This window comes from Rhodococcus sp. SORGH_AS_0303 (assembly GCF_030819335.1).
Lineage (GTDB): Bacteria > Actinomycetota > Actinomycetes > Mycobacteriales > Mycobacteriaceae > Rhodococcoides.
Genome location: NZ_JAUTBO010000001.1, coordinates 1,951,845 through 1,976,876, shown reverse-complemented (window position 1 = coordinate 1,976,876; position 25,032 = coordinate 1,951,845). Strand labels below are relative to the sequence as shown.

The 25,032-nt window shown below is 68.7% G+C and carries 26 protein-coding genes and 2 pseudogenes; 8 read left to right on the top strand and 20 right to left on the bottom strand.

What is annotated here, in order from left to right; all coding sequences use genetic code 11:
• Positions 1-6: 6 nt before the first annotated feature.
• Positions 7-441, bottom strand: coding sequence for a nitroreductase family deazaflavin-dependent oxidoreductase (locus tag QE449_RS09365; RefSeq protein ID WP_027505875.1), 435 nt, complete (start codon positions 439-441; stop codon positions 7-9).
• A 141-nt stretch (positions 442-582) separates the two neighbouring features.
• Here QE449_RS09365 and QE449_RS09360 point away from each other — a divergent pair, with 141 nt between their 5' ends.
• A complete protein-coding gene (locus QE449_RS09360; RefSeq protein WP_027505874.1) occupies positions 583-822 on the top strand; it encodes a hypothetical protein in 240 nt (79 codons plus the stop codon).
• Between the two features lie 235 nt (positions 823-1,057).
• Entirely contained in the window at positions 1,058-1,675 is a 618-nt protein-coding gene (locus QE449_RS09355; RefSeq protein ID WP_307108697.1) for a hypothetical protein, read from the top strand.
• On the opposite strand, the gene dnaE is transcribed toward QE449_RS09355, so the two are convergent.
• Together dnaE and rarD are read right to left on the bottom strand one after the other, a co-directional pair.
• The gene (dnaE, locus tag QE449_RS09350; protein ID WP_373428279.1) at positions 1,665-5,231 is read right to left on the bottom strand and encodes a DNA polymerase III subunit alpha; all 3,567 of its coding nucleotides are present in this window, start codon (positions 5,229-5,231) and stop codon (positions 1,665-1,667) included. The genes QE449_RS09355 and dnaE overlap by 11 nt on opposite strands.
• A 41-nt stretch (positions 5,232-5,272) precedes the next feature.
• Positions 5,273-6,172, bottom strand: coding sequence for an EamA family transporter RarD (rarD, locus tag QE449_RS09345; protein WP_307097397.1), 900 nt, complete (start codon positions 6,170-6,172; stop codon positions 5,273-5,275).
• Between the two features lie 107 nt (positions 6,173-6,279).
• On the opposite strand from rarD, the pseudogene QE449_RS09340 reads away from it, so the two are divergent.
• Together QE449_RS09340 and QE449_RS09335 are read left to right on the top strand one after the other, a co-directional pair.
• Positions 6,280-6,414 (top strand): annotated as a pseudogene (locus tag QE449_RS09340) (DUF2256 domain-containing protein); the annotation flags it as partial.
• On the top strand, positions 6,397-6,684 hold the full coding sequence (locus QE449_RS09335) for a DUF3253 domain-containing protein (protein WP_269320100.1): 288 nt from the start codon (positions 6,397-6,399) through the stop codon (positions 6,682-6,684). The pseudogene QE449_RS09340 and the gene QE449_RS09335, both read left to right, overlap by 18 nt.
• A gap of 12 nt (positions 6,685-6,696) precedes the next feature.
• On the opposite strand, the gene QE449_RS09330 is transcribed toward QE449_RS09335, so the two are convergent.
• Positions 6,697-7,464, bottom strand: a complete 768-nt coding sequence (locus tag QE449_RS09330) for an MBL fold metallo-hydrolase (protein WP_307108695.1) — start codon at positions 7,462-7,464, stop codon at positions 6,697-6,699.
• A 186-nt stretch (positions 7,465-7,650) separates the two neighbouring features.
• On the opposite strand from QE449_RS09330, the gene QE449_RS09325 reads away from it, so the two are divergent.
• Positions 7,651-8,304, top strand: coding sequence for a hypothetical protein (locus tag QE449_RS09325; protein ID WP_307092468.1), 654 nt, complete (start codon positions 7,651-7,653; stop codon positions 8,302-8,304).
• Positions 8,305-8,317: 13 nt separating this feature from the next.
• Here the strand turns inward: QE449_RS09325 and QE449_RS09320 are convergent.
• Positions 8,318-8,416, bottom strand: a pseudogene (locus tag QE449_RS09320) (carbonic anhydrase); the annotation flags it as partial.
• A gap of 114 nt (positions 8,417-8,530) precedes the next feature.
• A complete protein-coding gene (locus QE449_RS09315) occupies positions 8,531-9,184 on the bottom strand; it encodes a vancomycin high temperature exclusion protein (protein WP_373428383.1) in 654 nt (217 codons plus the stop codon).
• A gap of 92 nt (positions 9,185-9,276) precedes the next feature.
• Between QE449_RS09315 and QE449_RS09310 the strand changes: the two genes are divergently transcribed.
• Positions 9,277-9,867, top strand: coding sequence for a CHAP domain-containing protein (locus tag QE449_RS09310; protein WP_222630607.1), 591 nt, complete (start codon positions 9,277-9,279; stop codon positions 9,865-9,867).
• 2 nt (positions 9,868-9,869) lie between these two features.
• Here the strand turns inward: QE449_RS09310 and QE449_RS09305 are convergent, their stop codons facing one another.
• Genes QE449_RS09305 through lspA form a run of 3 tightly spaced genes read right to left on the bottom strand, consistent with a single transcriptional unit; the run spans position 9,870 to position 12,003 of the window.
• Complete coding sequence (locus tag QE449_RS09305) at positions 9,870-10,496, bottom strand: hypothetical protein (RefSeq protein WP_307108693.1); 627 nt, start codon at positions 10,494-10,496, stop codon at positions 9,870-9,872.
• Between the two features lie 5 nt (positions 10,497-10,501).
• Positions 10,502-11,428: an RluA family pseudouridine synthase gene (locus QE449_RS09300; RefSeq protein WP_027505865.1), complete on the bottom strand. Its 927-nt coding sequence runs from the start codon at positions 11,426-11,428 to the stop codon at positions 10,502-10,504.
• A complete protein-coding gene (gene lspA, locus QE449_RS09295) occupies positions 11,425-12,003 on the bottom strand; it encodes a signal peptidase II (protein ID WP_231476321.1) in 579 nt (192 codons plus the stop codon). The genes QE449_RS09300 and lspA overlap by 4 nt, the downstream gene beginning before the upstream one ends.
• Before the next feature lie 69 nt (positions 12,004-12,072).
• Between lspA and QE449_RS09290 the strand changes: the two genes are divergently transcribed.
• Complete coding sequence (locus QE449_RS09290; protein ID WP_027505864.1) at positions 12,073-13,014, top strand: hypothetical protein; 942 nt, start codon at positions 12,073-12,075, stop codon at positions 13,012-13,014.
• Positions 13,005-13,760 carry a hypothetical protein gene (locus QE449_RS09285; protein ID WP_307108692.1) on the top strand — a complete coding sequence of 252 codons (756 nt, stop codon included), beginning with the start codon at positions 13,005-13,007 and terminating at the stop codon, positions 13,758-13,760. Before QE449_RS09290 ends, QE449_RS09285 begins: the two co-directional genes overlap by 10 nt.
• Positions 13,761-13,822: 62 nt before the next feature.
• Here the strand turns inward: QE449_RS09285 and QE449_RS09280 are convergent, their stop codons facing one another.
• The 11 genes from QE449_RS09280 to pgeF all read right to left on the bottom strand — a co-directional run bounded on the left by QE449_RS09280 (position 13,823) and on the right by pgeF (position 25,030).
• Positions 13,823-14,335: a hypothetical protein gene (locus QE449_RS09280; protein WP_027505863.1), complete on the bottom strand. Its 513-nt coding sequence runs from the start codon at positions 14,333-14,335 to the stop codon at positions 13,823-13,825.
• 311 nt (positions 14,336-14,646) lie between these two features.
• Positions 14,647-15,294 (bottom strand): cutinase family protein, encoded by a 648-nt coding sequence (locus QE449_RS09275; protein WP_307108691.1) that lies wholly within the window; start codon positions 15,292-15,294, stop codon positions 14,647-14,649.
• 232 nt (positions 15,295-15,526) lie between these two features.
• Positions 15,527-16,165, bottom strand: a complete 639-nt coding sequence (locus QE449_RS09270) for a hypothetical protein (protein ID WP_307108690.1) — start codon at positions 16,163-16,165, stop codon at positions 15,527-15,529.
• Between the two features lie 138 nt (positions 16,166-16,303).
• The gene (locus tag QE449_RS09265; RefSeq protein ID WP_373428381.1) at positions 16,304-17,596 is read right to left on the bottom strand and encodes a DNA polymerase IV; all 1,293 of its coding nucleotides are present in this window, start codon (positions 17,594-17,596) and stop codon (positions 16,304-16,306) included.
• Positions 17,597-17,651: 55 nt separating this feature from the next.
• Positions 17,652-20,786 carry an isoleucine--tRNA ligase gene (gene ileS, locus QE449_RS09260; RefSeq protein WP_307108689.1) on the bottom strand — a complete coding sequence of 1,045 codons (3,135 nt, stop codon included), beginning with the start codon at positions 20,784-20,786 and terminating at the stop codon, positions 17,652-17,654.
• 245 nt (positions 20,787-21,031) lie between these two features.
• Complete coding sequence (locus QE449_RS09255; RefSeq protein ID WP_027505858.1) at positions 21,032-21,190, bottom strand: hypothetical protein; 159 nt, start codon at positions 21,188-21,190, stop codon at positions 21,032-21,034.
• Between the two features lie 66 nt (positions 21,191-21,256).
• Positions 21,257-22,117, bottom strand: coding sequence for a DivIVA domain-containing protein (locus tag QE449_RS09250; RefSeq protein ID WP_027505857.1), 861 nt, complete (start codon positions 22,115-22,117; stop codon positions 21,257-21,259).
• Between the two features lie 216 nt (positions 22,118-22,333).
• Positions 22,334-22,612, bottom strand: coding sequence for a YggT family protein (locus QE449_RS09245; protein WP_027505856.1), 279 nt, complete (start codon positions 22,610-22,612; stop codon positions 22,334-22,336).
• A gap of 181 nt (positions 22,613-22,793) precedes the next feature.
• Positions 22,794-23,501, bottom strand: a complete 708-nt coding sequence (locus QE449_RS09240) for a cell division protein SepF (RefSeq protein ID WP_027505855.1) — start codon at positions 23,499-23,501, stop codon at positions 22,794-22,796.
• Positions 23,502-23,582: 81 nt separating this feature from the next.
• Complete coding sequence (locus QE449_RS09235; protein ID WP_222645408.1) at positions 23,583-24,308, bottom strand: YggS family pyridoxal phosphate-dependent enzyme; 726 nt, start codon at positions 24,306-24,308, stop codon at positions 23,583-23,585.
• Positions 24,305-25,030 (bottom strand): peptidoglycan editing factor PgeF, encoded by a 726-nt coding sequence (gene pgeF / locus QE449_RS09230; protein ID WP_027505853.1) that lies wholly within the window; start codon positions 25,028-25,030, stop codon positions 24,305-24,307. The genes QE449_RS09235 and pgeF overlap by 4 nt, the downstream gene beginning before the upstream one ends.
• Positions 25,031-25,032 lie beyond the last annotated feature (2 nt).

The following is a 25,032-nucleotide window of genomic DNA, read 5'->3' as shown; positions in this document are numbered from 1 at the left end:
CTGCGCTCAGGCCCGCTCGAGCACGAAGACAGGGATCTCGCGGTCGGTCTTCTTCTGGTAGTCCGCGTAGTCGGGGTAGGCCGCGACCGCGCGCTCCCACCACTGCGCCTTCTCCTCGCCGTGGACCTCGCGCGCGACCATGTCCCACTTCTCGGTCTTGTCCCGCAGTTCGACGTGGGGGTTCGCGAGCACGTTGAAGTACCAGACGGGGTGCTTCGGCGCGCCGCCGAGCGACGCGACGGCGGCGTACGCACCGTCGTGCTCCACGCGCATCAGAGGGGTCCGACGGAGCTTGCCCGTCTTGTTCCCGATGGTCGTGAGGAGGATGACGGGCATCCCCCGCATCTCGGTGCCCTCGGTCCCTCCCGAGCTCTCGTACAGGTCGGCCTGATCGGCGGCCCAGGTGGACGGACTCGGCTCGTACTCTCCGTGCAGCGGCATGATCCCAGTACACACACCTCGGCGGTCTCCGGCAACCATCCGCAGGGTGATCAGGAGGTTTCGGTCGCCCTAACTTCCATGTACGTGTAGCCTGGGGACCAACGCACGGCACACGGAACACGAATGGTTCGGGAGGCGAATATGACCACGGTCGACCTGCAGTTCACACGCCCGCGGCACTCGACGAGCGTTCGTACCGTGGACGTGGCCGGCACCGACTGGCCGCTCTACAAGCTCGAGAGCATCATGGTCGCCGTCATCCTCTTCGCCGCTCTCGCACTGACAGTCAGCATGCAGACGGCTGTCCTCACCTCCGCCGCTGTCGGCGTGACGCTGTGGTGGGCCCTCGGCGCGACCGAGCGGTTCCGCACCCGACACTGATCACGGACAGACGCCGACGGGGCGCCCACTCCACGTGGGCGCCCCGTCGGCGTTCGTGTGGTCCGGCCGTATGTCAGGAACCGAACGGCAGGACACCGGGGGCCAGGTAGAGACCGCTGCTTCCGGCGGCGATGCCACCGACGAGTTCGAGCACGGCGTTGATGAAGTTCGTGATCATGGGATCATCCCTCTCGGTCGAGTTCGACGTGACGATCCGACGGTACCGTCCGTCCCTGTGAACAGTCACGAACTCGTCTGGTACGTCGGCTACGGCTCGAACACCCTGCCCGCACGCCTCGACGCCTACTTGGGCGGCTCCGCGGCCGACAGCAGATTCGGTGCGCACGCCGCCCCGCGGACACTCTCGCTTCCTCGCGAACACCGGTGGATCACCGTGCCGCATGCGGTGTACTTCGCCGGCGTCTCGGCCCGGTGGACCGGAGCGTCCGCGTTCCTCTCGCTCACACCCTCCCCCGACTCCGACAGCATCGCCCGCGCCTACCTGCTCGACTGGGCCGCCCTCGACCACATCTCGACGGTGGAGAACGCGCAGACGGAGCAGACACTCGACGTCCGCGCGTCCCTACCGACACGGCCGGGAGCGTGGGCGCTGCTGCCGGTCGAGGTGTCGCCCGAGCCGCACCGCGGCAAGTACGACGCGGCGCTGCGCCTGGACGACATCGACGGCGTCCCGGCGATGACTCTGACGTCGAGCCACGTGCGAGAACGCGGAGTGCCGGCCGACCGCTACCGCGACGTCATCGCGGAGGGCTTGCGGGACAACCCGTTCGGCGTCGAGCCCGATGCCTACCTCGCGGCAGCCGTCGAGCGGTCGGCCGTCGTCAGACGGTGAGGCAGCCGGGTCCGAGCAGCGCCTTGAGATCGCCCATCAGCGCCGACGACGGTGTGACGCGCAGCTTCTCGTCCACCTTGAGCATGGTGACCCGGTCGCCACTGATGAGGCGCAGGTGCACGTCGGTGGTACCGGGATGGCTGGCCAGCACCCGCTTGAGCGCCCCGACCTTGTCCGCGGTGCACTGACGCGTCGGCAAGCTGACGGCGACGGGCTTGGCGACACCGACGGACGACAGATCGGGAACCGCGATGTCGTTCGCGATGAGCGAGATCCGATCGTCCCGAGCCGACACCCTGGCCTTCACCAGCACCACGGCGTCCTCGGCGACGTCCGCACCGAACACGGAGTACGCCTGCGGGAAGAACAGCACCTCGATACCGCCGGTGAGATCCTCGAGCTGGGCGGACGCCCAGGTCAGACCGTTCTTGTTCACCCGTCGGTTGACCGAGGCCAGAATGCCGCCCACCGTGACCTGCGTGCCGTCCTTCAGACTGCCCTCGAGGATCGTGGGAATGGCGGTGTCCGACTGAGCCGCGAGCACGTGCTCGACTCCGTTCAGCGGATGCCCGGACACGTACAGCCCCAACATCTCCCGCTCCAACGCGAGACGGTGCTTGCTGTCCCACTCCTCGGGCGGGATCTTCACGTTGAAGACGGAGGTGATGGACTCGTCGGCGTCGACGCCGCCGAACAGGTCGAACTGGCCGATGGCCTCCGCCTTCTTGGTGCCCAGCACCGAGTCGATCGCGTCGGCGTGGATCAGCATCAAACCCTTGCGTGGATGGTCCAGCGAATCGAAACCACCGGCCTTGACGAGAGACTCGGTGACCTTCTTGTTGCAGGCAGTCGCATCGATCTTGGCCAGGTAGTCGGAGAAGTCGGTGAACTTCCCCTTCTCCTTGCGCGCCGAGATGATGGACGCCACGACGTTGGCGCCCACGTTGCGCACCGCGCCCATGCCGAAGCGGATGTCCTCGCCCACCGAGGCGAAGTTGAGTTCGGACTCGTTGACGTCCGGCGGCAGCACGGTGATGCCGAGCCGTCTGCAGTCGGCGAGATAGATCGCCGCCTTGTCCTTGTCGTCGCCGACACTGGTGAGCAGTCCGGCCATGTACTCGGCCGGGTAGTTGGCCTTGAGATACGCCGTCCAGTAGGACACCAGCCCGTACCCCGCCGAGTGCGACTTGTTGAACGCGTAGCCGGCGAACGGGAGCACGGTGTCCCAGAGCGCCTTGATGGCGGCCTCGGAGAAATCGTTGTCCAGCATGCCCTGGCGGAATCCGGCGTACGCCTTCTCCAGCTCGGACAGCTTCTTCTTTCCCATGGCGCGCCGCAGCAGGTCGGCCTGGCCGAGCGAGTAGCCGGCGACCTTCTGCGCCAGCTGCATGATCTGCTCCTGATAGACCACCAGGCCGTACGTCTCGCCGAGGATGACCTTCAGCGGTTCCTCGAGTTCCGCGTGAATCGGCTTGACCTCTTGACGACCGTTCTTGCGATCGGCGTAGTCGTTGTGCGAGTTCATGCCCATCGGACCGGGCCGGTAGAGCGCCAGGACGGCGACGATGTCCTCGAATCCGGTGGGCTGCATCTTGCGCAGCAGGTCCCGCATCGCGCTGCCGTCGAGCTGGAACACGCCGAGAGTGTCTCCGCGCGAGAGCAGTTCGAACGTCGCCGGATCATCGAGAGGCAGGGCGTCGAGATCGATGTCGATGCCGCGATTGGCCTTGATGTTGTCGATGGCGTCACCGATGACCGTGAGGTTGCGCAGCCCCAGGAAGTCCATCTTCAGCAGGCCGATGGCCTCGCAGGACGGGTAGTCCCAGCCGGTGATGATGGCGCCGTCCTGCGGACGCTTCCACACCGGGATGGCGTCGGTCAGCGGCTCCGAGGACATGATGACCGCGCAGGCGTGGACGCCGGCGTTGCGGATCAGCCCCTCGAGACCCTTGGCGGTCTGGTAGATCTTCGCGACGTCGGGGTTCGAGTCGATCAGCGAGCGGACCTCGGTGGCCTCCTTGTACCGCTCGTGCGTCGGATCGGTGATGCCCGCGACCGAGATGTCCTTCGCCATCACGGGCGGGGGCAGTGCCTTGGTGATCTGGTCGGCGATGGCGAAGCCCGGCTGCCCGAACTGCACGCGGGCCGAGTCCTTGATGGCGGCCTTCGTCTTGATGGTGCCGAACGTGATCACCTGCGCGACACGATCACTGCCCCACTTCTCGGTGGCGTAGCGCACCATCTCGCCGCGTCGGCGATCGTCGAAGTCGATGTCGATGTCGGGCATGGAGACGCGCTCGGGATTGAGGAACCGCTCGAACAGCAGACCGTGCGGGAGCGGGTCGATGTTGGTGATGCCCATCGCGTAGGCGACGAGCGACCCGGCCGCCGAACCTCGACCGGGGCCGACGCGGATGCCGACCTCCTTGGCGTGGTTGATTAGGTCACCGACGACGAGGAAGTAGGCAGGGAAGCCCATCTCGAGGATGACGCTGATCTCGTAGTCCGCACGGGAGAGGTACTCCTCCGTCGGACCGTCGGGGAAGCGGCGGTGCAGGCCGTCCATGACCTCCTTGCGGAGCCAGGTGCCCTGCGTGTAGCCCTCCGGCACCGGGAACACCGGCATCCGGTCGCGGTGCTCCCACACCTCGTCGTAGGACTGGACGCGTTCGGCGATGAGCAACGTGGAGTCGCACGCGCCGGGCACCTCGTCGTCCCAGAGGGCGCGCATCTCCTCCGCGGACTTGAGGTAGTAGCCGTCGCCGTCGAACTTGAACCGGGTGGGATCGCTCAGCGTCTTACCGGTCTGGATGCACAGCAGCGCTTCGTGATTGACCGACGCGTCCTTGGTGACGTAGTGGCAGTCGTTGGTCGCGAGCGGCGGGATGCCGAGCTGCTCCCCGATGCGCAGCAGTCCTTCTCGCACCCTCCGCTCGATCGACAGACCGTGGTCCATCAGTTCGAGGAAGAAGTTGTCGGGGCCCCAGATCTCCTGCCACTTGGCCGCCGCCTCGAGCGCCTCACGCTCGTGGCCCAGACGAAGCCGGGTCTGGATCTCGCCGGACGGGCAACCGGTGGTGGCGATGATGCCCTCGGCGTGGTTGGCGATGATCTCCTCGTCCATGCGCGCCCACTTGCCCAGCTGACCCTCGGTGGACGCGAGGGACGACAGCTTGAACAGGTTGCGCAGACCCGTCGCGTTCTCCGCCACCATCGTCATGTGCGTGTACGCGCCGCTGCCCGAGACGTCGTCCGACTTCTGGCTGCGGTCTCCCCACAGCACGCGCTTCTTGTTGAAACGGGACTCCGGCGCGATGTAGGCCTCGATCCCGATGATGGGCTTGACCCCGGCCTTCTTGGCCTCGTTGTAGAACTCACTGGCCCCGTACATGTTGCCGTGGTCGGTCATCCCGACCGCGCTCATCCCCAGGCGCTGGGCCTCCGCGAACATCGGCGCGATCTTCGCCGCCCCGTCCAGCATGGAGTACTCGGTGTGATTGTGGAGATGAACGAAGTCCGACACGGGGGCCACTCTAGGTCGTCGGGCCGACAACATTCTCCGCACACGCGGCGTGTGACGACTGTGACGGATGAGGACTAGCGCGGGGTGTCCGCGGACGCCGCCTCGACCGGCACCGACGCCACGCGATGCGCCCGCAGACGCCGCACGGAGTCGACCGTGAAGATCGCCAGCGCGCACCAGATGAGCGCGAAACCGATCCACCGCGACGCGGGCATGTCCTCGTTCAGCACCAGCACTCCCCACGCGAGCTGCAGGCCCGGTGTCAGGTACTGCAGCAGACCGAGGGTGACCAACGGCAGCTTCTGCGCGGCAACCCCGAACAGCAGCAGCGGCAGTGCGGTGACGGGCCCGGCGAGGACGAGCAGCAGGGCGTGCGGCACCCCGAGCGAGAGGGCGCTCGCTCCCCCGGTGACGCCCAGCACCACCAGGTAACCGATCGCGATCGGCGCCCCCACGAGCCCCTCCGCGGTCAGCGACGTGGTGGGTTCGAGCCGGACCACCTTCTTCATGACGCCGTACAGCGCGAACGAGAAGGCCAGGGTGAGGGCGATGACGGGAGGCCGTCCGTAGTCGACGGTGAGCACGACCACCGCGACGAAGGCCAGCGCGAGGGCCGCGATCTGCGCACGGCCCAACCGCTCCCGGAACACCACGACGCCGAGCAGGACACTGACGAGCGGATTGACGAAATATCCGAGGGCTGCCTCGACCACACGGTCCTGCGAGACCGCGAAGATGTAGACGCCCCAGTTGATCGAGATGAACGCCGACGACAACGCCACCACACCCCACGTGCGCGCCGGGAGACCGCGCAGCGTGGACAGTCGTCCCAACACCGCCAGGACGACGAGCATGAGCACCAATGTCCACACGATGCGGTGCGCGAGGACCTCGACGGGTCCGGCGAAGGACAGCACGCCGAAGAAGGCCGGGAACAGTCCCCACAGTCCGTACGCACCGACACCGCTGGCCATGCCGACGCTGGAGGACGACCGGGGAGCTCCACCGCGCCGGGAGCCGAGAGAGGACGTGAGACTGCGCACGCGCTCACGCTATCCCCGAGCGGTGCACAATCGACGAGGTGGCACACAGGAAGAAGGCGCCTAGCGGCGAGGCCGAGGCTCGGGCGGACAAGACCTGCGCCGTCTGCGGTCGACGGATCGAGTGGCGCAAGAAGTGGGAACGCGACTGGGACTCGGTGAAGTACTGCAGCGACGCGTGCCGACGCACCGGCTCCGCGGGAGCCGACGACGGCCTCGAGGACGCGATCCGGCGGCTGCTCGACAGTCGCGCCCGCGATTCGTCGATCTGCCCCTCCGACGTGGCTCGCGACGTGGCGCCGGACGACTGGCGCCCCCTGATGGAACCCGTCCGCCGCGCCGCCCGCCGCCTCGTCGCCGCGGGCGAGGCGGAGATCACGCAGGGCGGGAACGTGGTCGACCCGTCGACGGCGAAGGGCCCCATCCGCATTCGGCGACCCCGCTGACCCGGAGTCGACTCAGGCGCGTGCGGACCGTACCCGCCGCACCGCGTCGTCGACGGACCCGCGATGCACTCCCCCGTGTCCGGGAATCAGGACGTCGGCGTCCAGGCCGACGAAGGCGTCGAGCGCGTCGAACTCCCGCGGCCGGTCGTGCGCGAACAGGGGCGGCAGCATCTGCGGTCCGGTCCGAACGCTCAGAGCGTGTCCGGTGACCAGAGCGTCACCGGACAGAACGGCCCCCGCACCCGGCACGTGATACCCGGTGTGACCGGACGTGTGACCCGAACTGTCGAGCGGCACCGGCCCGCCCGGCAGGTCCAGCGGCCCACCCGGCACGGATCCGACGACCGAGTCGAACCCCTCGGCGTCGGCGACGGCGCCCCATTCGGTTCCGCCCGCGCGAGCGATGCGCACCGTCCATGCGAGCGCACCGCGCCGCCAGACGTTACGCGCCACGTCGAGCGGCGATGCCTGTTCGAGATACTCACGTCGGGCATGCCGCGCCTCGGTGTCCGAGGTGAGCACCGGCGTGCCGTAGGTCGAGGCGAAGTGGCCGGCACCGCCGATGTGGTCGATGTGCGCGTGTGTCAGCAGGATCGCCCGCACGTCCTCCGGACGCCGACCGACACGACGGAGCGATTCGACGACCGCACCGACGTACCGCGGATATCCCGAGTCGACCAGCGTCACGTCCTCGCCGTCGACCACCAGTGTCCAGTTGACGTCCGGCCCGAACGCGACGTGCACGCCGTCGGCGACGGTCGTGACTTCGAGTGTGCTCACGACTGCCGAGTATGGACGGTCGGGAGCCCCGGGGGAAGACCGACGAGTCTGCTGATGCGACACGCCGATGACACGACCGAGCGGAGCCGGGTGTGTCATGACGTTGGTCACCGACGACGCGAAAAGCACGAGGCGACAGCCGCTCCCGCTCCTCGGGCCTCGTGTCGTGCACTACGCTGGTTCGACGTGATCGACGATCGAAATCTCGGCTCCGGCGCCTCCTCCACGATGACCACCACCTCACCCCACGACACCGCTGCGGACGACACCCCCGTCACCCGGCGGTGGAGTCCCGGCGGCTGCGTGTGGTGCGGCAGCCGGACCGACATCGAGATCTACCGGGACGAGCCCCGGTGCGGTGAGTGCCGTGAACACGAGAACACGATCGACGCGGCGCGTCGCTTCATCGGCATGTACGGCCTGCGTCCCCTGGGCGGCGCGGTGACGTCCGACGACGACGAGGAGCTCGAGCACCGCACCGCGGCTCGCAGTGCGCGTGCCGCTCTCGACCGGGTCCGCCTGCCGAAGCGTCCCGCGGCCGCCGACGTCCGGAAGGCCTCGGCCCGCGCCGGTGCGTCCGCCGCCGTCCGCACCACCCCGTCCCGCTCGTCGTCCTCCGCTCCGTCGGGTGCCGTCAGCACGGTGGACGTCGCCGTGCTCGCCGATCGCGTGACCGGTCTGCTCGAGCAGCTCACCGCCATCGAGACCGGCATCGCCGACGCCGAGGCGTCGTCGGGTCTGCCCGCGCGTGCCCGGCTCAGCGACCTGCAACGTCAGCGCGCCACCGTCATGTCGACACTGGCCGCGCTGGAGAAGGCCCGCCGCGGCAGCGCAGGCTGACCGACACGCTCGATCAGGCCGGCTGAACCTCACGCAGCGCACCGGTCGCCACGTCGAACACGAAGCCGCGCAACGACGTCGTCCGCGAGACGAACGGACTGAGCTCGATGCGCCGGCGCTGTCGCCGCAAGCATCGCGACAGGAACACTCGCGCTCGGGCCTCCAGACTGCTCGCGGTGCGACGGTGCGAACAGGGTGGGGCTCGAGGTGATCCGAGTGACTCGGGTCAGCCGATCTCGACGGCGCGGCGCACCGCGTCGGTCGGTGGCGACTGCACCGCGGGCGCGGAGCCGCGGAGCACGTCCAGCACGGCCTTGGGACGCGCGAGCATCTCGCGTACGAACTGCCGCAGCAGCGAGCGCCGGGAGCAGTCACAGGAAGCGACGACACCGCCGGCATCGATCCCCGCAGCTCGGCACAGGGCCACCGCACGTGCGGCATGGGTGTCCTGACTGACGATCAGGGCCGTCGACACTCCGTACGTCGTCACGGCGCGTCGACACGTGTCGTGGGTCGTCAGACCGTACGGGTCGGCCACGATGCGGTCGGGATCGACGCCGCGGCGCACCAGGTAGCGCGTCATCACCTCCACCTCGTCACCCGATGTGCCGGCGGCGTTGCCCGACAACAGAAGTGCGCGCACGGTACCGCGACGCACCAGATCGAGTGCCGCGTCGAGACGACCGGCGAGAAACGACGACGGTTCGCCCTCCTGGACCCGAGCGCCCAGCACGATGGCGACGGGAGCGCGCGGCGCGGTGTCCGCCGTGTACAGCCGACCGTGGGACGAGGCGGCGACCCACGCCGCCGATCCGAGCACGACGACGAGCACCGCGGCGGCGGACCCGCCGACGGCACGGATCAGATGTCGGCGCCCCACACGTCTCATGTCCCCAGTCCATCATGTGAGGGTTCCGTGAAGATCGGCGCCGCGATCCTGACCACGGAGACCCGGCTCGGTAGCGTCGAGGCATGCCCACCAGCACCCGCGTCCGCCGTACCGTCGCCGGCGTCGTCGCCCTCGCGGTGGTCGCCGTCGCGGCGGTGCTGTGGACCGCGCCCGAGCGGTGGTACCCGTGGGACACCGCCGACTTCCCCGCGGCCGACGCGTCCCTGTCCCCTGCGCAGCAGCGTGTGCTCGAGGTGGTGGAGCGTGAGTATCGCGATCCCCGTCCCGCCACGTTCTACTCCGAGGGCGTCGACGAGGCCTGGTGCGCCGACTTCGTCAGTCACGTGATGCGCCAGGCCGGACAGCCGTTCACCAATCCGCACTCGGGTGGGTGGCGCATTCCCGGTGTCTACACGTTGACGGAGTACTACCAGGAACAGGGCCGTTTCGCGCCGGTCGGCGACCACTCCCCCGCGGTCGGCGACGTCGTCCTGTACGAGTCGGGTGGGCCCGTCGGGGATCTGCTCGTCGGCCAGCACACGAACATCGTGGTCGCGGTGGACGGGGACACGGTCACGACCGTCGGCGGCAACGAGATGGGCGGGATCCGCATTCACGATCTGGACTGGGCGGACGACTCGGCGGTGCTCGGTTTCGGCCTACTCGGGTCCTGAGGTCAGGAGGCGGGAACCGGGCCGTCGTCGGGCTGCACCGCGTCGCCGTCGCGTTCGGGATACAGCGGTGCCACCGCGAACCGGCCGTAGACCGCGTCCCCCGGCAATGCCTCGACCGCGCGGATGCCGTCCAGGCCCGCGAGCGCGGCGAGTTCCGGAACACTCGCACGTACCAGAACTCCAGCGGCGCAGTCACAGTCGGCCTGCAGGCGTGCGCGCACCACCGTCGCGATCGCCGTCCCGCGCTCGTCACGTCCGGGCGGAACGAGGCCGGCGGCGAGACGGACGGACGACGCGAGCACGGAGTCGGTGTCCGGCACCGGGACCACCACGAGCGGGGTCTGCACGCGGTCGATCGGCACGTGCGCATAGACGACCGAGACCCTGATTCCGTCGACGGTGGGCGCGATCTCGTCGGCACGCATCGACCGGGTGAAGGACACCAGCGCCCACCGATCTCCGTCGCCGGAGGGCGGGTCCACCCGGGCCACGTACTGCGCGGCGGTCTCGTCGTTGTCGGGACCGAGGGCATCGGTGCGAACCGACGAACCACGGACCGGGTCGAGGACACCGAGCACGAGCACCGCGACGATCAACGCGACGACCGACGCCGCGGACACGGCGCGCACGCGTCTCAGCCCGCTCTCAACACGTCCAGTGCGTGCTGCAGATCCGCCGGGTACGGGCTCGAGAACTCCACGTAGCGGCCGTCACCGGGATGAGTGAACCCGAGTGCGCGGGCGTGCAGCCACTGGCGTTCGAGGCCGAGTCGTTCGGCCAGGCGCGGATCGGCACCGTAGGTCAGATCACCGCAGCACGGATGCCGCAGCGCCGAGAAGTGCACCCGGATCTGGTGAGTGCGCCCGGTCTCGAGGTGCACGTCCAGCAGGCTCGCGGCCTGGAACGCCTCGACCGTGTCGTAGTGGGTGATGCTGGGCTTGCCGTCGGCCGTGACGGCGAACTTCCAGTCGTTGCTGCGGTGTCGTCCGATGGGCGCATCGACGGTTCCGCTGCTCGGGTCCGGATGTCCCTGCACCAGAGCGTGATAGCGCTTGTCGATGGTGCGCTCCTTGAACGCGCGCTTGAGCACGGTGTACGCATGCTCCGACGTGGCCACCACCATCACGCCGGACGTCCCGACGTCGAGACGGTGCACGATGCCCTGACGCTCGTGGACCCCGGACGTCGAGATGCGGAATCCAGCGGCCGCGAGACCACCGATCACCGTCGGTCCCGTCCAGCCCACGCTCGCGTGCGCGGCCACTCCGACCGGCTTGTCCACGACGACGATGTGGTCGTCCGAGTACAGGATCTCCATGCCCGGCACCGGCTGTGCCTCGATGGTCAACGGACGCGCGGGCTCGGGCAGTTCCACCTCGAGCCACGTGCCGCCGCCGAGACGGTCGGACTTCGCCACAGTGGAACCGTCGACCTGGACGGCGCCCTCCTCGGCGAGGGTCGCGACGACGGTCCGCGACAACCCCAGCAGCCGAGCCAGTCCCGCATCCACGCGCATGCCGTCGAGCCCGTCCGGAACGGGCATCGACCGTGTCTCCCTCACGCCTTCTTCTCCGACTCCGTCGCCGCTGCGCTCTCGGTCACCGCGGGGTCGTCACCCTTGTCGTCGGCACGGCGAGTCCCGTCCGGCTCGATCCCGAACAGCGTGATGATCACCAGCAGGACGGCCCCGCAGACGATGGAGGAATCGGCGACGTTGAAGACCGGCCACCAGCCGATGGACACGAAGTCCACGACGTGACCCTGCAGCGGGCCGGGCGAGCGGAAGAATCGGTCGATCAGATTGCCGAGCGCGCCGCCCAGCACCAGGCCGAGGCCCACGGCCCACCAGCCGGAGCGAAGAGTGCGTCCGATGCGGATCACACCCACCACGACGGCGACGGCCACCAGCGTCAACAGCCAGGTCATGCCCGTGGCCATCGAGAACGCCGCGCCCGCGTTGCGCACCATGCGGAGGGTGACGGTGTCACCGATGATCTCGATCGGTCGACCGGGCTCGATGACGGCGACCGCGACGATCTTCGTGAGCAGGTCCAGGGCGAGCACGACCGCCGCGACAGCGAACAGCCGTCGGGTACGTCGGGCCAGGGGTCGGTCCGGATTCTCCACGTCGGTCACCCCACCATTGTCCACTACCTGCCCTCACCGCTCACCGGCCGCTCAGGATCCGACGCTAACCTCGGGCGCGTGACACTGCTCTCGACACGACCCCGCCGACGCTCCACCACCCTCGTCGCCGCGGCAGCGGTCACCGTCGTCCTCTCGCTCGGGGCGTGCGGGACCGACACCGACGTACCCGCGACCGAGGAGCTGACCCCCAGCACGTCCGCGGTCACTCTCCCGGTCTCCGCCGTCACCACCACGCTGGTCGATGCCGGAGCCGAGCCGCGGACCGTCGTCACCGCGACCCCGTCGGAAGCAGAGCAGACCGCGACCCTCGTGGCCGAGTCGACCATCAGCCAGCAGATCGACGCTGCCGAGTCGCAGGACTTCTCGACCCCGCCGCTGACGCTGCCGATGACGGCGACCTCACGCTCGGCGGCCGGGTCCGACGGACTCCAGGTCGACATGACACTCGGTGCGGCCACCACGTCGGACGCCACCCTGCAGGCGAGCCTCGGGCCCACCGCGGGATCGTCCGCAGGCTTCGCGACCACGCCGTCGGGTGCCGTCACCGCACTCACCATCGATCCGTCGCCGGACGCCCGGGACATCGCTCGATCAGCCGTCGAGCAGGCGCTGTCCCAGGCGGTGTACCGCGCCGTCCCGTTCCCGGCAGAGCCCATCGGCGTCGGCGCGAGATGGACCGTCACCCAGGAGGTCGTCAGCGGGATCTCGCTGCTGCAGACGACGACGGCGACACTCACCTCGTTCGACGACGGCGTCGCGACGGTCGACGTCGCCGTGACCCAGTCGCCGGAGGAACCGATCTGGCAGCTGCCCGACGAGCAGGGCACCCTGAACATCGAGTCGTTCGTGATGACCGGCCAGGGGCAGTTGCGGATCGATCCGTCCAAGCCGCTTCCCCTGGGCGGCACGGTCGCCGTCGGCGGCGACCAGGTCTACCGGGACGCCAACAGCCAGACGACGCTGAAGCAGACCACCAGCAACACGGTGACGTGGAGTTGAGACGACTGGGCGCGGTCACGGCAGCGCTCGCGGTGGTGCTCGTCGGATGCGGCACCGGTCGGGACGTCGGCGACACGCCGAGCGAGGCCACGCCCGAGGCGCCCACCGTCGAGCTCCCCGCCTTCACTCCGGTCCCTCCGCCGTCGGCCACCGGCACCGGCCCGATCACCGACAACGCTCTGCTCGCCGGTCGGCTCCTGAGCATCGCCGACCTCCCACCCGGCTACACCGGCTACGACCTGCCTCCGCTGGACCCCAGCGCTCCGGGCGCGACGGCCGAGGACCGGTCGAGCACCGACCCCGCCGAGTGCGCCGCGGTGCTGGCGCCCATCGCCACCCAGGTGCCCGGCGTCATCAGCGCCGCATCCGTCTCCTACGGCGGACCCGACTTCTCGTCGATCGACCAGGACGCCGCGAGCCACGACGGTCCCGGCGCCCTCACCGCGTTCGCGGCCGTGCAGGACTCGCTCACACGATGCGCGACCTTCAGCGGCACGGACGCCGACGGTGTGCGGGTGGACTACCGCGTCGGCTCCTCGACCCTGCTCACCGACGTCGCCCCGATCGGCGACGCCTCCGTGGCGGTGCGACTCGCGGTGAGCAGCGACGGCGTGTCCCTGACGACGGACGCGATCCTCACCGTCTCCGGATCCACCCTGAGCCAACTGGTGGCCACCGGGACCGAGCCCGTCGACCCCGACCTGGTGCGGACGCTCGCGCGCACCGCCGCCGACCGGCTGCGCTGAGACACGACGACGCCGGCACCACCCGAAGGTGATGCCGGCGTCGTGTGGTCGGTACTGCGGTGTCAGGCGGTGCAGGCAGGCGAGGTCAGCTGCGCCAGCGACACGATCGCGCAAGCGTTGTCCTTCGACAGCTTCCACTCCCCGTCCTCGGCCACGTAGGCGACCTGGAGCGGATTGACCTGGCCACCGAGATCGATGGTGGCGTTGGAGCTGAGCGTGCCGTCGCCCAGATCGGTCACGTCGAGGACCTGAATCTTCGCGTTGTTCACGCGAGCGGCCTCGGCGACCTTGTTGATGAGCTCCGGATCGGCTTCCGCGCCCTGCACGTACTGGACCTTCTGCTCGAGCGGCACGTTGGGATCGAGGCTCTCCTGCAGGCGCGTGTTCAGCTCCTCGGCGGTGGGAACCGGGGGGAGATCGGACGGTGCCTCGGCAACTGCGCTGGAGGTGGTGGCTGCCGACGTGGTGGCGTCGGTGGTGCCGCCGTCCTCGCCGCTGCTGCACGCCGTCATCGTCAGGGCGGCGGCGACTGCCATGCCTGCCACCAGTGCGCGTCCGGTACGGGGAAGCTTCACGTGTACGTCCTTACATCTCGTGAGTTGACTCGGTGTCGAGCGTCGGGCCAGACCTTACCGACCAGTTCTGAGGAAACGGTAAAGCTCGTCGCGCCCTCGAGAGGGGTCACAGGGTGGGCGGCGTCGGCCGGCGCGGTGGCCGCCGCGCGCACCGCACGGGGTAGCGCGCACTCTGCATCCTGCGCAGAACACCGCGCGCTGCGCACGGGGCGAACCCCTGGCCGGGTGGAGGATGCCGGGTTCGACGCCGAACCTGCATGCACCGCGCACATTCAGTCCACCGAGCTCCGATCAGTCGAACAATGAGCGATTCAGCTGATTCGGGAGGCTGCGAATGTCGCACCCTGACCCGCGCTGCCATTGCTCGCGTAGGTGAGATGCGCAAAGGAATTGAATCCGCCGATCTGGCACACCGGGTCTCCGAAGTTGCAGAAACTGCGGGCGCGCGGGCCGTAGGTTCCGCTCGCCGACTCGATGGTCCTCCCGGTCAGACCGAACGGGTTGCCGAACACGACGACGGCCTTGACCCTGTCGGCGACGCCGGCGGGCAGCACGGAACCGGTGAGACTGCTCGGGGTGCGCAGACCCACGGCATTGGTGACCACAGTGGCACCCTGTGAGTACCCACCGATGATGAATTGCGTTGCAGGACATGCTGCTGCGACGGAGGTGATGTGCGCGACCAGGTCACGCGAGCCGGGCCCGGCGCTGGCCTGCGAGAAGTCGGCAGCGTAGTTCACGGCGTAGGTGCTGACGGACCGTCCGGCGAGCGTGGAGGTGACACTGCTGGTGAAAGGTCCACCGGTGATGCCGAGTCCGGGCAGTTCACCGGTCCCGCGTGCAAACGAGACGTCGACGTCCGTACACGGCGCCGCGGTGGCCACAGCGCTGGGAACGACCAGGGCCGCAGCGGCGACAGACGCCGCTGCACACGCCCGAGCGAGAAGTCTGACATTCATGACGAGCCTTTCCCCGAAGGTCAGTGGACTCGGTCACAGTAACGGACGGAAATGTCGGGTGACAGTACTTGTTCGCACACATCACAATTGCACGAACGCATTTCCCGCATGTCACCGGTAACGCCGAAGACACGGAAGGAACGAGCGCCGGAAGACCGTCACGACGAGCAGTTCGGACGCCGAAACCTCCTCGTGTCGTCCCGGGCGTCGACAGATGCTGCCGACACACCGCTCAGACGCCGAGAACGGCTCGGGCCTGGAGTGCCACCGTGCGATCCGCCGCGAACGCCGCCGCCCGCAGCACGGCCGACGCCGCGGGCGCGTCGATCCGGTGACGACCGGCCAGGACACCGATGGCCGCGTCGATCAGGTCGCACTCACCGCCCGGATCCGCCGGTACGCCTGCCAGGCCGGAGGTGACCAGTTCGTCGCCCAGCACATCGGCGAGTCTGCCCACCGCCGCGACGGTCCTCTCGTCGGGTGTGCCGAGGGGACCGCGTCCGTGGCACTGCAGGGTGCCGACCCGGCTGGCTGTTCCGAGCGCGACGGTCCGGACCCATCGCACCCCAGACTCGATGAGACAGTCGACCAGCAGGGGCCATCGCGCGCAATCCGCCGCCGAGTCGACCGACACACTGTGCATCCGACCGTCCGCCATCGTCTCCGCGTGGGGTCCCTCGCCCAGGAGGTACTGCAGATCCGCCAGTTGCACGGCATCGTGGGCGGTCGGGTACAGCACGCGCCTGCTGTCCGGGGCGTGCGCGGAGGTGAGTACTGCGGTCGCTCCGTCCGCGTGCAGGAGATCTGCACAGACGGCGACCCACTCGGCTCCGCGCAGACCCGCTAGCGGGTGCCGCTGATCGCTCACCATGGGAGCGAGGCTCGCAGCGTGAACTCGGTGCCGGGCACGGGCACTCCTCGTCGTACGGGTGCGGCGACAGACGCCGCAGTCACGCGTATTCGGCGGTGCGCGCCCCGCGGATGGGTCACAGGACTCGATCGGTGAGCCTCAGGCCAGACTGTCCATCGGATCCGCCACCGCGAGGTGCTCGTCGTCTCCGGAGAAGGTCCGCGCCACCCCGGGGCCCGTGCTCCGCGTCTCGAACCGCACGGTCACCACGTCGTGCCCTGCGCCCTGCACCCACCCGTGGCCGTACTCGTCGTGTCGGACGTCGAGCCCCGGCCGCCAGAGCAGGACGTCGCTCGTGACGACCGGCGCGGGCTCGGCCGCGGTGACCGAGGAGTCGACGTCGAGGCCCTCCTGGTCGAGTTCGGGGAACAGCGACTCCTGCCGGACCGTCGACAGCCCGGCGAGGCCCACGCCCACAAGTCGGATACTGCCGAGCTCGCGCGGATCGAGAGCCTGCCGCTGCGCGGTGGCCACGATCGTCGCCAGATCGACCGTCGCGTACGGCAGTGTGGCCGAACGGGTCACGATGCTCATGTCGGACTTGCGGAGCTTGAGGACGACGGTGCGGGCCGCCCGCCCGTCCTTCGTCAATCGGGTGTGGGCGGCCTCCGCGCTGGCGACGATGGCGGATCGCAACCCGGCCATGTCGACGATGTCGGTGGCGAAGGTGGTCTCGGCACTGACCTGTTTGGACTCGGCGCGTTCCGCCACGGGTCGATCGTCGAGACCACGTGCGAGACGGTGCAGGCTGGGGCCGACGGCGGAACCGAGTACGGACGCGGCCTCCGCCTCCGGCATCGCGGCGAATGCACCGACCGTGTGCACTCCCAGTCGGCGGAGCTTGTCCTCGGCCACCGGCCCGATGCCCCACAACTTCCGCACCGGCAGAGTCTCGAGGAGAGCGGCCTGGTCCGCCGGAGAGACCACCCGGATGCCGTCCGGCTTCGCGAGACCCGAGCCGATCTTCGCGATCTGCTTGCCCGCTCCTGCTCCGATGGAGGCGACGAGCCCGGACGCGTCCAGGACTGACGCACGCAGCGCGGCGCAGAACTCCTCCACCTCGGCGACGGTCGCTCCCGCCAACTCCGCGGGCTCACCGAACGCCTCGTCGAGCGAGAGCTGTTCGATCACCGGCACGACGCGCCGCACGGTGTCGAAGACGACGGTGGAGAGAGCCGAGTAGACCTTGCCGCGGGGCGGCACCACCACCGCACCGGATCCGACGAGTCGTCGAGCCTGGTGCATCGGCATCGCCGACCGGGCACCGAACACGCGTGCCTCGTAGCTGCATCCCGCCACGACGCCTCGACCACCGCCACCGCCGACGAGCACGGGTCGGCCCCGCAGCGTCGGCCGGGTGAGCTGCTCGACCGACGCGAAGAACGCGTCCATGTCGAGATGCAACACCCAGCGTCTGCTGCGCTCGGCCGACCCGCCGCTCACACCGTCAGGCCTTCACCAGCGATGCCCGCACTCCGTCGCCGAGATCGACTGCTGCCGAACCCGGATCGCCGACCTGCAGATCGGTGGCCAGGATCTCGCCGGCGATGAGATCGCGGTGCGTGTCGAACCAGGACCGGCGCTCGGCGGGAACGTCGACCGTCACCGCGATGCGGTCGGACACGTCCAGACCCGCGGAGCGTCGGGCGTCCTGGAACTCGCGGATGCGATCCTTGGCCCACCCCTCGGCCTCGAGCTCCTCGGTGACCTCCGAGTCGAGCACGACCAGCCCGGCATTGCCCGGGAGCGCCGCCGTCGACTCCGGTTCCGCCGCGACCAGGCGCCGGGTGAACTCCTCGGGCAGCAGCTCGAGACCTGCTGCCGTGACGACGCCGTCGGTCTCGCTCCACTCCCCTGCCTTGACCGCCTTGATGACCGCCTGCACCTGCTTGCCCAGACGCGGACCGGCCACGCGGGCGTTGACGACGAGCTCGAAACGGCCGTGCACGTCGACGTTCTCGGTGAGATCGACACGCTTGACGTTCACCTCGTCGGCGATGAGGTCCGCGAACGGGCGCAGCCGCTCGGCGTCGTCGGCGGCGACGGTGAGCTCCTGCAGCGGCAGGCGGACGCGCAGGTTCTTCGCCTTGCGCAGCGACAGTGCCGCGCCGCAGACGGTGCGGACCTCGTCCATCGCCGCGACCAGCTCGGGATCGGCCGGCAACTCGGTACCGACCACCGGCCAGTCCGCGAGATGCACGGAGCGCCCACCGGTGAGTCCCCGCCAGACGACCTCGCTGACGAGCGGGAGCATCGGGGCCGCGACGCGGGTGAGCACCTCGAGCACCGTGTGCAGAGTGTCGATCGCGTCGGCGTCCTCGTTCCAGAAGCGCTGACGCGAACGCCGCACGTACCAGTTGGTCAGCGCGTCGCAGAACTGACGCAACTCGTCGCACGCCCCCGCGATGTCGACCGCCTCCAACGCCTCGGTGATGACGCGCGTGGTCTCGGCCAACTTGGCCAGGATGTAGCGATCGAGCACGTTGGTGGAATCGGTCCGCCACGTCCCCGGCTTCGACGCGTACAGCTGCAGGAAACTCCACGCGTTCCACATCGGCAGCAGTGCCTGCCGCACACCCTCGCGGATGCCCTGCTCGGTGACGATCAGGTTGCCGCCCCGCAGGATCGGGGACGACATGAGGAACCACCGCATGGCATCGGAGCCGTCGCGGTCGAACACCTCGTTGACGTCCGGGTAGTTGCCCTTGGACTTGCTCATCTTGAGCCCGTCCTCGCCCAGCACGATGCCGTGTGCCGCGACCGTCCGGAAGGCGGGCCGGTCGAACAGCGCCGTCGCCAGGACGTGGAGGGTGTAGAACCACCCACGCGTCTGACCGTTGTACTCGACGATGAAGTCGCCCGGGTTGTGCGTGGAGAACCACTCGGCGTTCTCGAACGGGTAGTGCACCTGGGCGAACGGCATCGAGCCCGACTCGAACCAGCAGTCCAGTACCTCGGGGACTCGACGCATGACGGACCGGCCCGTGGGGTCGTCCGGGTTGGGACGGGTCAGCTCGTCGATGAACGGCCGGTGCAGGTCGTTCGGACGGACGCCGAAGTCCGCCTCGATCTGGTCGAGACTGCCGTACACGTCGGTGCGCGGGTACGCGGGGTCGTCCGACACCCACACCGGGATGGGGCTGCCCCAGTACCGGTTTCGGCTGATGTTCCAGTCACGCGCACCTTCGAGCCACTTGCCGAACTGGCCGTCGCGGATGTGCTCGGGCACCCACGTGATGTCCTGGTTCAGCTCGACCATCCGGTCGCGGAAACTGGTGACGGAGACGAACCACGACGGCACCGCCATGTAGATCAGCGGCTGACCCGAACGCCAGCTGTGCGGGTACGAGTGCTCGATCGTCTCGTGCCGCACCAGCTTTCCCGACGCCTTGAGGTCCTTGATGATCACCGGGTTGGCATCGAAGATCATCAGCCCCTCGTACGGCGGCACCATCGCGGTGAACTTGCCGCCCGCATCGAGCGGCTGCACCACCTCGATGCCGTTGGCCGTGGCGACGTCCATGTCCTCTTCACCGAAAGCCGGTGCGAGGTGGACGATTCCGGTACCGGAGTCGGTGGTCACGTAGTCGGCCGACAGCACACGGTGACTGTTCTCGTGACCGAGGAAGAAATCGAACGGCGGCGCGTAGGCGAGACCGATCAGATCGGCACCGGTGTGTTCGGACACCACCACGGGCTCGTCGCCGAACTCACGGGCGTAGTGCGACACCCGATCTCGGGCGAGCACGACACGGCCGCCCGCGCCGTCCTCGATCTGCACGTAGTCGATGTCGGGGCGTACGGCCATCGCCAGGTTGGACGGCACGGTCCACGGGGTGGTGGTCCAGATCAGTGCGTCCGCACCGTCGAGCGGGGAGCCGGGCGTGCTCAGCGTCATCCGCACCGTGACCGCTGGGTCCTGACGCATTTTGTAGGCGTCGTCGAGCCTGGTCTCCTGGTTCGACAGCGGCGTCTGCTCGTACCAGCTGTAGGGCAGCACGCGGAAGCCCTGGTACACCAGGCCCTTGTCGTGCAGTTCCTTGAACGCCCACATGACCGACTCCATGAAGTCCAGGTCGAGCGTCTTGTAGTCGTTGTCGAAGTCCACCCACCGCGCCTGGCGCGTGACATAGTCGCGCCACTCGCCGGTGTACCGCAGAACGGACTGCTTGCAGTACGCGTTGAACTCCGCCAGACCCATCGTGTCGATCTGGCTCTTGTCGGTGATGCCGAGCTGCTTCTCCGCCTCGAGCTCGGCGGGGAGACCGTGACAGTCCCAGCCGAACCGTCGCTCCACCTTGCGCCCGCGCATGGTCTGGAAACGCGGGATCAGGTCCTTCACGTAGCCGGTGAGGAGATGGCCGTAGTGCGGGAGGCCGTTGGCGAAGGGCGGCCCGTCGTAGAAGACGAACTCATCCGCGTCGGCACGCGCGTCGACGCTGGCTCGGAACGTGCCGTCCGCGTCCCAGTGCGCGAGGACCTGCTGCTCGAGAGCCGGGAAATCGGGACTGCCGGACTCCGAGACGTAGCGGACGCGGGGATACCCCGCGTCGGGCGTCGTGGTGTCGTCGGTGGTGGTCATGGCTGCGGTGCTCCTGTGCCCGTTCGATGCGGCACGGGGACGACGACCGGCACTCTGCGCCGGAAGCCGCGGTACCACCCCGCTTGGCCGCCGAGGCGACCCACTCTCCGATCGAGCTGTGACGGGCTCGACCCGTCCGGTTCTACTGAGCACCGACCCGTGCGGGCCGAGACCGTTCTTCCGGACAGCTCCCCGGTGATGGCCGGATCATCGCTGGACCTACCTGTACTTCGACGTGAGGCAGTCTACCGCCGCCGTCCCGCGAGGGCACCGGCGAGCAGCAGGACCGCACCCACGAGACACACCGCGATGCAGGCCCAGGCCCACACCACGGATCCCGTGACGAGCGAGACGACGAGTAACGCGAACCCGACGCCCGCCAGAACCAGCGTCAGAACAAGCACGCACTCATCCGTTCACCCTCGATCCCCCCGCTGGTTCCCCCCCGGAACAGCCTCGACGAGGACGGATCAGTTGTTGCCCTTGGCGTACGACTGTCCGAAGTTCGACGACTGGCCGTTGTCCTTGCTGAACGGATCCTGACCACTGTCGACCGGCAGTGCGGACGAACGCTGGTCGAGTTCCTGCAGCTGGGACTCGAGGTAGGACTTGAGGCGGACCCGGTACTCGCGCTCGAACGTCTTGAGGCGCTCGATGCGCTCCTCGAGGACCGAACGCTGCTGGTTGATGGTCGCCATGATCTCGGTGTGCTTGCGCTCGGCATCGCTCTCGAGCGCGTCGGCCTTCTCCTTGGCCTGGCGCAACTGGGTCTCCGAGCGCGTCTGTGCGTCGGACAGCAGTGCGTCGGCCTTCTGGCGAGCCTCGGAGACGAGGGACTCGGCGCGGCTCTGCGCCTCGCTGACCAGACGGTCCGAGTTGGCGCGAGCGCTCCCGAGCAGCTGCTCGGACTCGGTCTTCGCGTCACCGGTGAGGCGATCGGCCATCTCCTGGGCGAGACCCAGGATCTTCGCAGCCTGCATGTTCGAATCGCCGGCGGACGACGCCGCGGCGGGGGCAGGAGCCGGTGCCGGAGCGGCCTGGACGACCGGTGCCGGCTTGGCGGGCTCCGGACGCGGTGCCGGTGCGGGGGTGGGAGCAGGCGCGGGGGCAGGGGTGCTCTGACGCGACGCTGCCGAGCTCTTGGCCTCGGCGAGATCCTGATCGAGCTCTCCGACCCGCTGACGCAGGTCGGCATTCTCCTCGATCAGGCGCGACAGCTCCTGTTCGACGAGATCGAGAAATGCATCGACCTCGTCCTCGTTGTATCCGCGCTTACCGATGGGCGGCTTGCTGAACGCGACGTTGTGCACATCGGCGGGAGTCAGCGGCATGGAAGGGTCCCTTCACGCGTCTCGAGAGCGGTGGAGCATCGACAAGCGATGTACGCGAGCATTCGTTCGATCAACAGTGGCAGTGGCACCCGGCTGCCGTAGTGGGGGCAACCAGGACATTCAGTTATATCGCACAAAGAGCGATGGTCACTCATCGTGCACCTTCGAGCAACATTCTGTCACACGGGACACTGTCGCCGTCGACGGAACTCACCGTCAGCCGACGCCCTGCACCACGCGCATCAGGATGAAGACGATGAAGAGCAGCACCATGATGGACAGGTCGAGCCGGACACCGCCCAGATTCAGTGGCGGGATGATGCGCCGCAGCAGCTTGACCGGCGGATCGGTGACCGTGAAGATCGCTTCGAGTACGACCACGACCACACCCGTCGGACGCCAGTCACGTGCGAACGAACGGATGAACTCGACGATGATCCGGCCGATGAGCAACAGCCAGAAGACGAAGAGGATGAAGTACAGGACCGCGAACACTCAGCTCACCGTCCTGCGAGACGCAGGAGAGACCGACACCGACACAACTTTCTGATCACGCACGACACCACAATGCCATCTCGCGACACGTGGAGGCCATCTCGCGACACGGGGAGGCCATCTCGCGACACGGGGAGGCCATCTCGCACCGCGAGACCGGCCCACCGCGCCGTGTGAGACGTCACTGCTGGTTGTAGAAGCCCGTCTCGGCGATCCGGCGACGCTCTTCGGCGGAGACGTCGACGTCGGCGGGTGAGAGCAGGAACACCTTCGTGGCGACCTTGTCGAACGAACCACGCAACGCGAACGCGAGGCCCGCGGCGAAGTCGACGAGGCGCTTGGCGTCGGCGTTGCTCATCTCGACCAGATCCATGATGACGGGCGTGCCGTCACGGAAGCGCTCGCCGATCGTGCGCGCCTCGCTGTAGTCGCGCGGACGCAGCGTGGTGATGGTCGACATGGGGCCCCCGTCGTCGAGTGCGGCCTGGCGGCGGTCGGACACGCGCGGTTCGGCGTGACGGGGCTCGCTGCGACGCAGCTCCGAGTGCGGGTCCATGCGAGTGTCCATCGCGAGGGCGCCGCGGGTGGAGGTACGCATCGCGCCGCCGGAGCGGGATCCGCCACCGGAGCGCGACGACAGCGGCGCCACCCGAGCACTGTGCCGGGGCTCGGGACGCTCGTAGTCGTCGTCCTCGTCCCGGCGACCACCGACGAACGCCGGCTCGGCGTAGTCGCGATCGGCGTAGTCATGGTCGTCCATCGATTTTCCGTATCCGCCACGCGACGACCGGGATGCGACGGGCGCATCCGTGTCGTCGAGGTAGTCGTCCTCGAAATCGTCGAGTGGGACCATGCCGAAGTAAGCCTTGAACTTGTGCAACGTGCTCATCGGTCGACCTTCCTGGCGTGGCGGTGTGGCTGGTACTCGTGTGACTGGAGTAAGTCCGTGGTGACGATGGTGTTCATGTCGTCAAGGCGAGGTTATCGGCCGTGGACCGAGGATTGCGGTTCCGACACGCACACACGTGGACCCGTGTCGGACAGCCTCTTCCAGGTCGCCCGTCATCCCGGCCGAGAGTCCGGTCGCGCCCGGATGCGAGGCGAGGACCTGCGTGTGAAGACGCTGCAGATCCTCGAACGACGCGTCGGCGTCCGCACCCAACGGTGGCACCGCCATGAGCCCGGCGAGTCGCAGACCCGAGGTCTCGGACACCTGCGCGGTGAGTGCCTCCAGGTCTTCGCGGTCCACGCCTCCGCGATGCGTGTCACCGTCCAGACTCACCTGCACGTAGACGTCCAGATCCGCAGTCCTGTCACCGTTGTCCACCGCACCCGCGACCGCCTTGCCGAGTGCGGTGACCAGACGGTCGGTGTCCACCGAGTGGATCGCATGTGCCCAGGCGGCAACAGCTTTCGCCTTGTTGCGCTGCAGGCGGCCGATCATGTGCCAGCGCACACCGTCGGTGCCGATCTCGGCGACCTTGGGAGACGCGTCCTGCTCGCGCGACTCGCCGAACTCGGTGCACCCGAGCTCGCGCAGCAGTGCGACGTCGGAGGCCGGGAAGAACTTGGTGACGGGAAGCAGGGTCACGGAATCGGGTGCGCGATCCGCGGCCGCACAGGCGCGCGACAGCCGATCGCGGACCTCGGCGAGATGGTCCTCGAGATACGTCCGCCGATCGTCCGGCGCGGTCACGAGGTCGTGTCCATCCACACGACACCGGCGTGCCGCCCCGTGGGCGACCCCCGGCGGTGGCTGAACAGCGAACGGTCCGTGATGGTCTCGCGCGGATCCGCGGCCACTCCGGCGACGCCGGCCTCGAGCAACTGGCGACGCAGGCCCGCCCGGATGTCGAGACCGGGTGTGCCCTTGCGAGTACGCGTCGCACTGCCCGGCAGGTGGGTCTCGACGTCGATCTGCATGGTGCGCGGCACCTCGTAGTCGTCTCCCCCGGCCGCCGGGCCGAGGAACGCCTCGATCCGGGAGACGGCGGCGCCCGCGGCCACCATGGCGTCGAGAACGCGCGGGACGATGCCGATCCGAGCACCGACGCGGCCGGCGTGAACGGCGGCGACGACGCCCGCGGCATCGTCGGACAACAGGAGCGGCACGCAGTCGGCGGCCAGGACGACGAGCGCGAGGTCGCGCTGGGTGGTGACGAGGGCGTCGGTGGCCTCGACCGGTCCGGAGACCGGTCCGTCCACCGTCGCGACGGATCGACCGTGAATCTGGTCCATCCACACGAGACGCTCGGGAGACAGACCGATCTTCTCGGCGAGACGACGCCGATTGGCCTCCACGTGCGCCGGGTCGTCACCGACGTGATCACCGAGATTGAAGGAATCGTAGGGCGGTTCGGACACGCCTCCGGCGCGTGACGTCGTCACGCGCCGGACACGGTAGCCGCGGTCGGAGATGC